Annotated in this window: 11 protein-coding genes; 8 read left to right on the top strand and 3 right to left on the bottom strand. The window is 69.4% G+C overall.

Features of this window, described 5'->3' with window-relative positions; genetic code table 11:
- The first annotated feature begins 157 nt into the window (after positions 1-157).
- Positions 158-877, top strand: coding sequence for a GntR family transcriptional regulator (locus tag BpN12_RS21420; RefSeq protein ID WP_246797452.1), 720 nt, complete (start codon positions 158-160; stop codon positions 875-877).
- Positions 878-946: 69 nt separating this feature from the next.
- Here BpN12_RS21420 and BpN12_RS21415 read toward each other — a convergent pair whose 3' ends face one another.
- The 3 genes from BpN12_RS21415 to BpN12_RS21405 form a co-directional block, all read right to left on the bottom strand.
- Positions 947-1,729 carry an N-acyl homoserine lactonase family protein gene (locus BpN12_RS21415; RefSeq protein WP_246797451.1) on the bottom strand — a complete coding sequence of 261 codons (783 nt, stop codon included), beginning with the start codon at positions 1,727-1,729 and terminating at the stop codon, positions 947-949.
- A gap of 29 nt (positions 1,730-1,758) precedes the next feature.
- Entirely contained in the window at positions 1,759-2,679 is a 921-nt protein-coding gene (locus BpN12_RS21410) for a fumarylacetoacetate hydrolase family protein (RefSeq protein WP_246797450.1), read from the bottom strand.
- A gap of 195 nt (positions 2,680-2,874) precedes the next feature.
- Positions 2,875-3,492: a helix-turn-helix domain-containing protein gene (locus BpN12_RS21405; RefSeq protein WP_246797449.1), complete on the bottom strand. Its 618-nt coding sequence runs from the start codon at positions 3,490-3,492 to the stop codon at positions 2,875-2,877.
- A gap of 361 nt (positions 3,493-3,853) precedes the next feature.
- Between BpN12_RS21405 and BpN12_RS21400 the strand changes: the two genes are divergently transcribed.
- The 7 genes from BpN12_RS21400 (at position 3,854) to BpN12_RS21370 (ending at position 12,093) form a co-directional block, all read left to right on the top strand.
- The gene (locus BpN12_RS21400; RefSeq protein WP_246797448.1) at positions 3,854-7,408 is read left to right on the top strand and encodes a response regulator; all 3,555 of its coding nucleotides are present in this window, start codon (positions 3,854-3,856) and stop codon (positions 7,406-7,408) included.
- A 16-nt stretch (positions 7,409-7,424) separates the two neighbouring features.
- Positions 7,425-8,273: a CheR family methyltransferase gene (locus BpN12_RS21395; RefSeq protein WP_246797447.1), complete on the top strand. Its 849-nt coding sequence runs from the start codon at positions 7,425-7,427 to the stop codon at positions 8,271-8,273.
- Between the two features lie 58 nt (positions 8,274-8,331).
- Positions 8,332-8,958, top strand: a complete 627-nt coding sequence (locus BpN12_RS21390) for a chemotaxis protein CheB (protein WP_246797446.1) — start codon at positions 8,332-8,334, stop codon at positions 8,956-8,958.
- 8 nt (positions 8,959-8,966) lie between these two features.
- Positions 8,967-10,070: a hybrid sensor histidine kinase/response regulator gene (locus tag BpN12_RS21385; RefSeq protein ID WP_246797445.1), complete on the top strand. Its 1,104-nt coding sequence runs from the start codon at positions 8,967-8,969 to the stop codon at positions 10,068-10,070.
- Positions 10,071-10,288: 218 nt separating this feature from the next.
- A complete protein-coding gene (locus BpN12_RS21380; RefSeq protein ID WP_246797444.1) occupies positions 10,289-10,768 on the top strand; it encodes a hypothetical protein in 480 nt (159 codons plus the stop codon).
- 53 nt (positions 10,769-10,821) lie between these two features.
- On the top strand, positions 10,822-11,433 hold the full coding sequence (locus tag BpN12_RS21375; RefSeq protein ID WP_246797443.1) for a superoxide dismutase: 612 nt from the start codon (positions 10,822-10,824) through the stop codon (positions 11,431-11,433).
- An 87-nt stretch (positions 11,434-11,520) separates the two neighbouring features.
- The gene (locus BpN12_RS21370) at positions 11,521-12,093 is read left to right on the top strand and encodes a TetR/AcrR family transcriptional regulator (RefSeq protein WP_246797442.1); all 573 of its coding nucleotides are present in this window, start codon (positions 11,521-11,523) and stop codon (positions 12,091-12,093) included.
- Positions 12,094-12,100: the final 7 nt, after the last annotated feature.

Below are 12,100 nucleotides of genomic sequence, written 5' to 3'. Positions count from 1 at the left end.
TTGCTCTCCTTTTGAATTTTGCATGCAAAAAACTATATTCTTCTCGATGGCCGCCCGACAACTACTGTGCGCATGTGGTTTACCCTCGGGATTCGGCGGATTTTTTGCGGTCATCGGCTCATGTAAAATCACCACCAGATTGCCACAAGTTTTTTGTATGCAAAATAAGCTGACTGACTCCGTACCGAAAACCGTTCTCCCGCCCGTCGAACGACAGCGCCTGCACGACACCGTGGTCGAGCATCTGCGCAATTTCATCGTCGAAGGCGCGCTCGAGCCGGGACAGAAGCTCAACGAACGCGAGATCTGCGAGATGCTCGGCATCTCGCGCACCCCGCTGCGCGAGGCGCTGAAGGTGCTCGAATCGGAGGGGCTGGTCGACATCGCGCCGAACCGCGGCGCGTCGGTGTCGAAGATGAGCGAGGCGGAAATCCGCGAGACCTTCGAGCTGATGAGCGGGCTCGAGGCGTTCTCGGGCGAGCTGGCGTGCGAGCGCATCACCGAGGCCGAGGTGGACGAGATCAAGGCGCTGCACTACGCGATGCTCGCCTGCCGGGCGCAGCACGATCTGGCCGGCTATTACAGCCGCAACCGCGCGATCCACGACTGCATCAATCTCGCCGCGCGCAACACCGCGCTGCGCCAGACCTATGTCGCGATCAACCGCCGGCTGCAGGCGCTGCGGTTCCGCTCCAACTTCGAGGCGGCGAAACTGGATCGCGCCGTGGACGACCACGGCGAGATGATCGAGGCGCTCGAGGCGCGCGACGGCCGGCGCCTCGCGGCGATCCTGCGCCGGCACCTGCTCGACAAGCGCGACGCGGTGCTGCGGCTCGACGCCAGCGCGCAGTCGAGCGCGGGCGTGCCGCCGGCCTGAGCGGCGCTCGCCCTACTCTCCTACTTCCCTGCCGCACTGCGCCGTGGCTTCATTGCGTGATCGCGCCGGTCACGCCAGCCAGGCCGGGGCGTGCGGCACGGTGGCGTTCTGCTCGACGTCGTGATTGACGAACAGGCGCGCGCCCTCGGCTTCCAGCAGCGCGTCGATGCGGTCCATCGACGCCACCGAGCGCAGCGCATCGGCGTTGAAGGCCGGCACGCAGCGGCAGCGGAAATTGGTGCGGTTGTGCGCGACGTCGCCGCTCAACACGACGCGCCCCGTCTCGGGCAGGTTCAACAGCAGCGAACAATGGCCCGGCGTATGGCCCGGCGTGAAGACGATGCGCACCGCGCCGTCGCCGAACACGTCGTGATCGCCCTCGATCAGGCGCAGCCGGTTGCCGCGCAGCGATTCGTACAGCTCGGGGCGAAAGCCGAACGCACCGGGATCATCGCCGAACATCGCGTCGTATTCGGCCTGCTGCACGACCCATTCGGCCCGCCGGAACAGGCGGCAGTTGCCGGCGTGATCGTAGTGCGCGTGCGAGAGCGCCAGCGTGCCGATATCGTCGGGATCGACGCCGATCCCGGCCAGCTGCGAGGCGATCGTCCGGCTCACCGTGCCGCGGATGCCGTGGGCGATGACGCGGCCCGCCGGCTCGTCGATCAGGTCGTCCTGGGTGCCCGTGTCCCACAGCATCCACTGCCCGCGATGGCGGATCAGGTAGGCGTTGCAGCTCAGCGTCATCGGCTTGCCGACGTTGATGCCGGGCGAATAGATCGACGCGTCGTCGACGCGCGCGATGCCGCCGTCGAGCACGTAGAGCCGCTCGATGGTCGCGTCATGGTTCATGATCGTCTCTCCTCTTCCTGTCTTCCCGATCAGCGCAGATGGACGGCCAGCTCGCCGAGCCCGTCGATCGCGGACACCACCGTGTCGCCGGCGCGCAGCCAGCGGCGCGTCTCGATCGGCCCGGGCTGGCCCCAGATCACGCCGGGCGGCGTGCCGGTGAACAGCACGTCGCCGGGCTCGATCGTCATGATGCTGCTGACGTAGCGGATCAGCTCGCGGCAATCGAAGATCATGTCGCGCGTGCTGCCGTCCTGCCGGAGCTCGCCGTTGAGCCAGGTCCGCAGCCGCAGGTCGTCCGGCATGGCGATCAGGCCGCGCGGCACGAGCCACGGCCCCAGCGGCGCGAAGCCGTCCGAGGTCTTGCCGGCCATGAACTGCGTCGTGAGGTTCTGCAGCGTCCGCGCGCTGAGGTCGTTGCCGATCGCGTAGCCGGCCACCGCGGACAGCGCGTCGGCCGTCGACAGATTCCGGCAGCGCCGCCCGAACACGATCACGAGTTCGGTCTCGTAGTCGAAGGCGTGGTCCACGTGCGTGGGGAGTTCCACCACGCCGTCGTGATGGTTGAGCGCGTTGGCGAACTTGCCGAACAGCGGCGGTGCCTTCGGCAGCGCGGTTTGCGTCTCGGCGGCATGGGCCTGGTAGTTGAAGCCGACGCAGAGAATCTTCTGCGGCCGCGTCACGAGCGGCGCGAACGCCGCCTGCGCCACCTCGAACGCCCCGGCGCCGCCCTCGCGCCGCAGGCGCGCCACCAGCGCCGCGACCTCGGCGCCCCGCTGCTGCTGCAGCAGTTCGTCCATGTCGCGCGGCACCGGCAACTGCAGCCGCGCGCCGGCCAGCGCGAGATTCACGATCCGGCCGTCGAGCTCGGCGCCCAGCGCGGTGGCGCCGTCGATCCGCAGGTTGGCCAGCTTGAGACCCAGCTGCGCCACGTCGAAGTCGGGATGGTCCATGTTCGATCTGCACTCCTGACTGGTTGTCATACAGGGAAACGGAAGCCGGCTGCCCGGCGCGGCGGCCGGACGGGATGGCGGAACACGCGCAGCGCGGCTCGTGTCCGGGGCTGCGTTAATTTGAGAATATATCTTCGATAGTAGAACGTCAACGACCAATGACACGCCGGGCACGATCGGGCCGAGGGTGCGGGCTTACCTGTCGTCGCGGCGGGAAATGACGAGGTAGTAGGCGCAGGGCTTGCGCGAGCGATTGCTGAACGCATGCTCCTGCTGCGCCTCGAAGAACAGCGTATCGCCCGCCGACAGCGCGATCTCCCGATCGGGCAGTTCGACCACCAGCTCGCCTTGCGCCACGGTGACGAGCTTCTCGGTGCCGCTGCGGTAGGCGGGCATCATGCCCGTGGACACGCCGGCCGGCAGCCGGTGCAGCAGCAGCTCGACCGCGCCGCCGGCCATCGACGGCGACAGGATGTGGCGCTCGAAGCCCGTCTCGCCGTCGCGAAACACATGGCGCTGGTCGTGCCGCACGACCACCACGGCCTGCCGGTCCTCGACGCCGCCGGTGAGGAAACTGAGCGTGGTCTGAAGCGCATGCGCGATCCGCTTCGCGACGCCGATGGTGGGGCTCTTCTCGCCGCGCTCGACCTTCGAGAGCATCGCGCGGCTCACGCCGGACCGGACCGCCAGCGCCTCGAGCGTCAGCTCGGCCCGCTCGCGCAGCGCGCGCACGCGACGCCCGAACGCCTGGTTCAGTTCGTCCTGGTCGTCGGCGGGATCGAGGGAATCGGCGGGGTCAACGGGGTGGATCATGGATCGGGAGGGATGGCGGCGTGAGCGGATCGGGGAGAGTCTAGCGTATCGTCGCCATCGGCTCCGGCCCGTCGGGGACGCGGCGGCTCGCGCCACGGGCCGAAGACGACGCCCGTACCGGGGGACATGAACCGCCCCAGCCCGGCACCGCGGCGCACCATCGCCGCTTCGCCACGCCATCGCGCCGGCCTCGCGGGCCGCAAAACCCGGCCTTCACGCAGCGCATCAACTAGCGCTGGCCGAGCCTGCCGCAGTAGTATGTGGGGCCCCCGGTGCCAGGGGCCTCCCGGTCATGCGTCGACCCCGTCGATTCGTCAAAAATACCGCCCGGGATTCGAACCACGCCACGCAAACGGAAAAAATGACCGCCACCGCTGCAGTCGATCAGACCGCGTTCCGACGCATCATCCAGCGCAACATCGCCCTGCCGCTGGGCATGGGCATCGTGACGGCCGGCGTGTTCATCGCGCTGGTGTTCTATCTGGTCTCGACCATGAGCTGGGTCGAGCATTCCGAGCGCGTGATCGGCGACGCCAACGAAATGCTGCGCCTCGCGGTGGAACGGGAATCGTCGCTGCGCGGCTACCTGATCACCGGCGACGAAAGCTTTCTTTCCCCCTACGAACTCGACGACGCGCGCTTTCACGCCGAGATCGAATCGCTGATGACGCTGGTGGCCGACAACCCGCCCCAGGTCGAGGCGCTGCGGCGGATCCAGGCGATCCAGGAGCGCTGGAACCGCTACTCGGGTGAAATCATCGATCTGCGGCGCAGGAACCTCGACTACCGCGCCCCCGTGCAGGCCGGCCGCGGCAAGCTCGAATTCGACGAGACGCGCCGCGAGTTCGGCTCGTTCCTCGACGTCGAGCTGGCATTGCGCCAGCAGCGCAGCGCCGCCGCGAAGAGCCTGACCTCGACGCTGGTCGGCATCTTCCTGCTGTTCAGCGTGCTGGTCAGCGGCGTGCTCGCGTGGCGCGGACGCCGCGAACTGCTCGACCTGTCGCGCACCTACGACGGCGTGCTGCGCCAGCAGGCCGAACAGACCGAGGTGCTGCAGCAGCAGGTGTGGCTGCGCTCGGGCCAGCGCCTGCTGGCCGAGAAGGTGGTCGGCCAGGGCAGCACGGCGCTGGTCGGCCTCGCGATGCTCGATTTCCTCGCGCAGTATCTCGACGTGGTGGTGTCGGCCGTCTACGTGCGCGCCGCCACCACCGGCGAGCTGTGCCGCGTGGCGGCGCACGGCTTCAACCACGAACACCAGAGCGCGGGCCGCAACTTTCGCGAGCCCGAAAGCCTGGTCGGCCAGGCGGCCGCCTCGCGCCGCACGATCGTGCTGCGCGACGTGCCCGACACCTACCTGACGGTCAGCTCGGGGCTCGGCGCGAGCCTGCCGCGCGGCATCGTGGTGCTGCCGATCCTCAACGATGACGCCGTCAACGGCGTGGTCGAGCTGGCCTTCATGCGCGAGATCGAGCCGCGCGACCTCGAACTGCTGCAGCTGATCGCGACCAGCATGGGCGACTTCCTCGCGGCGGCGCAGTATCGCGAACGCCTGCAGGAGACGCTCGCCGAAACCCAGCAGCTCAACGAGGAACTGCAGGTGCAGCAGGAGGAACTGCGCGTCTCGAACGAAGGGCTCGAGGAGCGCGGCCGCGCGCTGACCGATTCGCAGGCGCGGCTCGAGGAACAGCAGGCCGAGCTCGAACAGACCAACGTGCAGCTCGAGCAATACGCGCAGCGGCTCGAACGGCAGAAGGCCGAGCTCGTCACGGCGCAGGAGGCGCTGTCGGCCAACGCCGCGCGCCTCGAACAGTCGAGCCGCTACAAGTCCGAGTTCCTCGCCAACATGTCCCACGAGCTGCGCACGCCGCTCAACAGCTCGCTGATCCTCGCGCGGCTGCTGCAGGAGAACCGCGCCGGCAACCTGACCGACGAGCAGGTGCGCTACGCCGAGACGATCCACGCCTCGAACAGCGACCTGCTGGTGCTGATCAACGACATCCTCGACCTGTCGAAGGTCGAGGCCGGCCAGATCACGATCGAGCCCGAGACGGTCTCGCTGGAAGCGCTGATGCAGTCGCTGCGCGAGACCTTCGAGCCGATGGCGGCCTCCAAGGGGCTCGCGCTCACGCTCGAACGCACGCCGGGCACGCCCGCCACGCTCGTCAGCGACAGCCAGCGCGTGGCGCAGATCCTGCGCAACCTGCTGTCGAACGCGCTGAAGTTCACCGAGCACGGCGAAGTGTCGCTGACCATCTCGGCCGACGACGCGGGCATGGTGCGCCTCGACGTGCGCGACTCCGGCATCGGCATCGCGCCCGACAAGCTCGAACTGATCTTCGAGGCGTTCCAGCAGGCCGACGGCTCGACCAGCCGGCAATACGGCGGCAGCGGCCTGGGCCTGTCGATCTCGCGCGAGTTCGCGCGACTGCTGGGCGGCCGCATCGGCGTGGCGAGCGAACCGGGCAAGGGCAGCGTGTTTACGCTGTGGCTGCCGCTCGACCCGGTGTTCGCGGTGGCGCCGAGCCAGGCCACCGTGACGGTCGCGCCGGTCGACATGGCCGCGCCGCCGGTGCCCGCCGCCAGCGCGGAACCGCGCGCCAGCTACGTCACGCCGGCGCCGCATGCCGCGCACGCGGCGCATGCGCCTCATGCGCCGGCCGCCCCGCAGCGCGCCGCGAACGACGTCGAGAGCCGCGGCGCCGCGCCGATCGCCGACGACCGCGACGCGCGCCAGCGCCCGCACCGCCTGATCCTCGCGATCGAGGACGATCCGGTGTTTGCCGCGATCCTGCGCGATCTGGTGCATGAACTCGACTTCGATTTCGTCCACGCCAGCGACGGCACCTCGGGCATCGCGCTGGTGCGCGACATGCAGCCGACCGCCGTGCTGCTCGACATCGGCCTGCCCGACCGCTCGGGCCTGACCGTGCTCGAATGGCTCAAGAACGACACGCTCACGCGCCACATCCCGATCCACATCGTGGCGGCCACCGACCATACCGAGAAGGCGCTGCACCTCGGCGCGGTCGGCTACACGCTCAAGCCCACCGCGCGTTCGACGCTCGAAACCGCGATCCGGCGCCTCGAAGGACGCCTGCAGCAGCACGTCAAGCGCGTGCTCGTGATCGAGGACGACACCGCGATGCGCGAGAGCATCCGCGTGCTGCTGGAAGGCGAGACCACCGAGATCGTCGCGGTGGCCACGCTCGCGAGCGCGCTCGAACAGCTCGCGCAGGGCGGCTTCGACTGCGTGGTGACCGACCTCGCGCTGCCCGACGGCACCGGCTACGACCTGCTCGAACGGCTCGCCGCCGACGCCGCGCGCCCGGCGCTGCCGGTGATCGTCTACACCGGCCGCATGCTGTCGGCCGACGAGGAACACCGGCTGCGCCGCTACTCGAAGTCGATCATCATCAAGGGCGCGAAATCGCCCGAGCGGCTGCTCGACGAGGTCACGCTGTTCCTGCACAGCGTCGAATCCTCGCTCGCGCCCGAGCAGCAGCGCATGCTGCGCACGGTGCGCCAGCGCGACAACGCGTTCGAGGGCCGCGCGATCCTGCTGGCCGAGGACGACGCGCGCAACATCTTCGCGCTCTCGCACGTGATCGAGCCGCTCGGCGCGAAGCTGCTGATCGCGCGCAACGGCCGCGAGGCGCTCGACGTGCTCGAGCGCGGCGAGGACGTCGACCTGGTGCTGATGGACGTGATGATGCCGGAGATGGACGGCCTGACCGCCACCGCCGAAATCCGCCGCAATCCGCGCTTCGCGCACCTGCCGATCATCGCGCTGACCGCCAAGGCGATGGCGCACGACCGCGTGCGCTGCCTCGAGGCCGGCGCGGACGACTACATCTCGAAGCCGATCGACGTCGACCGGCTGCTGTCGCTGTGCCGCGTCTGGTTCCGGCAGCGCTGATGCAATAAGGCACCGCATGCAATCCCACCCGCCCCTCGCCCCGTCGCGGCACACGGCCGATTTCGATATCGAGCTGAAGCTGCTGCTCGAGGCGATCTACCAGAAGTACCAGCACGATTTCCGCCACTACGCGCCGTCCTCGCTGCGCCGCCGCCTGAGCCAGGCGCTGGCCGAGTTCGGCCTGCCCACGCTCTCGCAGCTGCAGGACCGGATCCTGCGCGACGAGACCGAGTTCACGCGGCTGTTCCAGTACCTGACGGTGCAGGTCAGCGACATGTTTCGCGACCCGCCCTACTTCCTCGCGCTGCGCGAGCACGTGCTGCCGCTGCTCAGGACCTATCCGTCGATCAAGGTCTGGGTGGCCGGCTGCAGCACCGGCGAGGAGCTGTGGTCGCTGAAGATCCTGTTCGACGAGGAAGGGCTGACCGAGCGCACGCTGTTCTATGCCACCGACATCAGCCCCGATGCGCTCGCGCGCGCCGAGGCGGGCATCTACACGCTGGACCGGATCGCCGGATTCACGCGCAACTATCTGGCCGCCGGCGGCAAGCGCTCGCTGTCCGACTACTATCACGCGGCCTACGGCGGCGCGCGCTTCACCGGCTCGCTGCGCGAGCGCGTGGTGTTCGCCGATCACAGCCTGTCGACCGACGAGGTGTTCCTCGAAGCGCATCTGGTGTCGTGCCGCAACGTGCTGATCTACTTCGACCGCGCGCTGCAGGATCGCGCGCTCGCGCTGTTCGAGCGAACCCTGGTGCGGCGCGGCTTCCTCGGGCTCGGCAGCAAGGAAAGCCTGCGCTTCTCCGCGCAGCAAGAGGCGTTCGGCGAGTTCCGCGAACGCGAACGCATCTACCAGAAACGCTAGGCACCATGGCCCCGTCCCTCACGCCTTGCCCGCCCTCGGGCGCCGCCCGGAGCCGCACATGAACCGCCCGCCGTCGCCCGCCGCCACGGAGCGCCCGTCCGGGCCGGCCGGCGCGCGCGCTTTCGAGGCGGTGGTGATCGGCGCGTCCGCGGGCGGCATCGAGGTGCTGAACGTGCTGCTGCCCGCGCTGCCGGCCGGCTTCGGCGCGGTCGTGCTGATCGTCACGCACCTGCCGGCCGATTCGCCGAGCCATCTGGTGCAGACCTTCACCGGCCGCTGCGCGCTGCCCGTCGTCGAGCCCGATGCCGGCGAGCCGCTGCGGCCGGCCCATGTCTACGTCGCGCCGCCCGCCTATCACATGCTGGTGGACGACGATCGCACCGTGGCGCTGTCGATCGACGCGCAGGTGCGGTTCTCGCGGCCGTCGATCGACGTGCTGTTCGAATCGGCCGCCCATGCCTACCGCGAGCGGCTGCTCGGCATCCTGCTGTCGGGCGCCAACGACGACGGCACCGCCGGCCTCGAGGCGCTGCGCGCGCAGGGCGGCACGGCCTGGGTGCAGGCGCCCGATTCGGCGGCCTCGCCGGTCATGCCGCGCACGGCGATCGAACACCACGCCGCCGACGAAGTGCTTTCCCCCGCCGCGATGGCCCGCCGGCTCGCGGACTTGCCGGTTTTCTCCTGATTCATGCCATGACCTCAGTCAACATCCTCATCGTCGACGACGTCGTCCACAACATCACCGCGTTGCAGGCGCTGCTGGCGCGCCACGACGTCGAACTGCTGGTGGCCAACTCGGGCACGGCGGCGCTCGACCTGCTGCTCAAGCACGAGGTCGCGCTCGCCATCCTCGACGTCAACATGCCGGTGATGAACGGCTTCGAACTCGCCTCGCTGATGCGCGGCAGCCCGCGCACCTCGCACGTGCCGATCATCTTCCTCACCGCCACCGCCGAGGATGCCTCGCGCACCTTCCGCGGCTACGAGGCCGGTGCGGTGGATTTCCTCTACAAGCCCGTCGATCCGATGATCCTGCGTTCGAAGGTGGACGTGTTCGTCCAGCTCGAACAGCACAAGCGCCTGGTTGCCGAGCAGCTGCAGACCACGCGGCAGCTGCTCGAAGCCAACGAGATGCTGATGGCGGTGCTCGGCCACGACCTGCGCACGCCGCTCGGCGCGGTGCTGGCCTCCGCCGAGTACCTGATGCGCGATCCGTCCGGCACGCAGACCGCGGCGGTGGCCGCGCGCATCAAGAGCAGCTCGCTGCGCATGGCGCGGATGGTGCATCAGCTGCTCAATCTCGCGCGGCTGCAGGGCGGGCGGCTGCGGCTGCAGACGCGGCAGGTGGAGCTGGCCACGCTGTGCCGCGCGGTGGTCGACGAATTCGGCGGCACCGCCGGCAGCGAGCGCATCGCCGTGGCCGCGCGCGGCGACACCCACGGCGAGTGGGACGCGGACCTGCTCTGGCAGGCGGTATCGAACCTCGTCAGCAACGCGCTGCATCACGGCGAGCCGAGCGGCACGATCGTGGTCGACGTCGACGGCGAGTCGCCCCACCAGGTGCGCCTCAAGGTCAGCAACCACGGCGCGATCCCGCCGGCCGTCCTGCCCCATCTGTTCGAGGCGTTCGTGCCGGGCGCGGCCATGAAGCAGCCGCGCGACGGCCTCGGGCTCGGCCTGCACATCGTGCAGAAGGTGGTCCAGATGCATCGCGGTTCGGTGCGCGCGCTGTCGGAAGGCGCGGGGCAGACGGTGTTCGCGGTGGAACTGCCGCGCGCGGTGAAGGGCACCGCCTGAACGCGGGCGGCCCCGCCGCCGCGTCACGTCGAACCGGCCCGTCCGCCCGCCCCGCGCAAGCGGACGGGCGGACGGTGTGGCATCCGGTCTTGCAGCGGCTCTTGCCCTAGCACTCCCACCCCACCCCGAACAGGGTCATTCCGTCACATCAAATAAAAATAATTATCATTCGCATTCATACATCGAATGCCCGATGGATCCTGGCCGAGGAGACCACCATGCAGATTGCCGCCCGCCCCGCCGAACCGTCCCGCGGGTCCGGAAACGACGCGCTCGCGCAATGGCGCCGCGCGATCACCTGGGGCAACCGCGCGTTCGACGAGCGCGACCATCCGAACGCGATCGCGCATTACGAGATGGCCGCGGCGCTGGCCGACGCGATGTTCGGGCGGATCGACGACGCCGAGGCCGGCACCGCCGCCTGGGTCGTCGCGCACCACAACCTCGCCGACACCTATGCGCGGATGGGCCGCGCCGGCGAGCAATGCCGCCACCTGTGCGCGGCCCATGCGCGGCTCTGCGAGGCGCTCGCCGCCGCGACGCTGCCGCCGCGCTGGCAGACCGCCGCGCAGCGCCACTGCCGCCGCACCTATGCCGAACTGACCCACTACCTCGCGCGCCACCCCGACGACCGCGCCGCGCGCGCGGCCTGCGAGTCCGGCGCCGCCGGCCTCGTCTCGACGCTCGCTCGGCAATAGCCGCCGCGGCGCGCCACCGCCCGCTCACCCGAACCCATCCACAGGAGTCCTTGATGCCGTACACCCTGCCCCCGCTGCCGTATGCCTACGACGCGCTCGAACCGCACATCGACGCGCAGACGATGGAGATCCACTACAGCAAGCATCACCAGACCTACGTCAACAACCTGAACGCGGCGCTCGAAGGCGCGGGCCTGCCGTTCCCGCCCGTCGAAGAACTCGTGGCCGGCCTCGCGTCGCTGCCGGAGGCCGTGCGCGGCGCGGTGCGCAACAACGGCGGCGGCCACGCCAACCACAGCCTGTTCTGGAGCGTGATGTCGCCGGCCGGCGGCGGCCGCCCGCAAGGCCGGCTCGCCGCGGCGATCGACGCCGAGCTGGGCGGCTTCGACGCGTTCCGCGACGCGTTCACGAAGGCCGCGCTGACGCGCTTCGGCAGCGGCTGGGCCTGGCTCAGCGTGAGCCCGCAGCGCACGCTGGTGGTGGAGAGCAGCGGCAACCAGGACAGCCCGCTGATGACGGGCAACACGCCGATCCTCGGCCTCGACGTCTGGGAGCACGCGTACTACCTGAAGTACCAGAACCGCCGGCCCGACTACATCGCGGCGTTCTACAACGTGGTGGACTGGGCCGAGGTGGGCCGCCGCTACCAGGCCGCGCTCGGCTGAAGCGGCGCTTGCACGGCGCTTTCAGCGCTTGCCATGAGCGGGCGGATGCGGTATCAAATCCGAAACATCCAGACACCGTTCCCGCTCATGAGAAAGTCCAGACAGGAGGCGGCCGAAACCCGCCAGCGCATCGTCGAGGCCGCGTCGCGGCGCTTCCGTGAAAAAGGCATCGAAGCAACCGCGCTGTCCGACGTGATGGCCGACGCCGGGCTCACGCACGGCGGGTTCTACAAGCACTTCGCCTCGAAGGACCACGTCGTGCTCGAATCGCTGCAGCTCGCCACCGATTCGATGCGCGCCTCGATGTCGGCCACGCTCGAGCGCTGGCCCGGCAAGCGCGGCATCAACGCCGCGATCGAGCAATACCTCTCCGAATCGCATTTCCACGACATCGGCTGCGACTGCACGTTCGTGTCGCTGGCGAGCGAACTCGCGCGCCGCAGCGACGACGTGCGCGACGCCGCGTCGGCCGGCATGGTCTCGCTGATCGAGCTGTTCACGAACGGATTGATGACGGAACTGACGCCGGCCGCGGCCCGCAAGCGGGCCACGGTGATCGTCTCGACGATGATCGGCGCGATGACGGTGGCGCGCCTCGTCAACGACGACGCGCTGGCCGCGTCGGTGTTGCGCGAGGCGCGCAAGACGCTGCAGCAGTAAGCGCAGC

Origin of the sequence: Burkholderia perseverans, from assembly GCF_022870505.1 — a bacterium.
GTDB lineage: Bacteria > Pseudomonadota > Gammaproteobacteria > Burkholderiales > Burkholderiaceae > Burkholderia > Burkholderia plantarii.
Note: the sequence above shows the minus strand (reverse complement) of the source record. Positions and strands in the feature narration are given on the sequence as shown.

Coding starts and splice junctions, on each gene's coding strand:
- BpN12_RS21420 (WP_246797452.1), top strand. CDS start 158: ATGCAAAATAAGCTGACTGACTCCGTACCGAAAACCGTTCTCCCGCCC.
- BpN12_RS21415 (WP_246797451.1), bottom strand. CDS start 1,729: ATGAACCATGACGCGACCATCGAGCGGCTCTACGTGCTCGACGGCGGC.
- BpN12_RS21410 (WP_246797450.1), bottom strand. CDS start 2,679: ATGGACCATCCCGACTTCGACGTGGCGCAGCTGGGTCTCAAGCTGGCC.
- BpN12_RS21405 (WP_246797449.1), bottom strand. CDS start 3,492: ATGATCCACCCCGTTGACCCCGCCGATTCCCTCGATCCCGCCGACGAC.
- BpN12_RS21400 (WP_246797448.1), top strand. CDS start 3,854: ATGACCGCCACCGCTGCAGTCGATCAGACCGCGTTCCGACGCATCATC.
- BpN12_RS21395 (WP_246797447.1), top strand. CDS start 7,425: ATGCAATCCCACCCGCCCCTCGCCCCGTCGCGGCACACGGCCGATTTC.
- BpN12_RS21390 (WP_246797446.1), top strand. CDS start 8,332: ATGAACCGCCCGCCGTCGCCCGCCGCCACGGAGCGCCCGTCCGGGCCG.
- BpN12_RS21385 (WP_246797445.1), top strand. CDS start 8,967: ATGACCTCAGTCAACATCCTCATCGTCGACGACGTCGTCCACAACATC.
- BpN12_RS21380 (WP_246797444.1), top strand. CDS start 10,289: ATGCAGATTGCCGCCCGCCCCGCCGAACCGTCCCGCGGGTCCGGAAAC.
- BpN12_RS21375 (WP_246797443.1), top strand. CDS start 10,822: ATGCCGTACACCCTGCCCCCGCTGCCGTATGCCTACGACGCGCTCGAA.
- BpN12_RS21370 (WP_246797442.1), top strand. CDS start 11,521: ATGAGAAAGTCCAGACAGGAGGCGGCCGAAACCCGCCAGCGCATCGTC.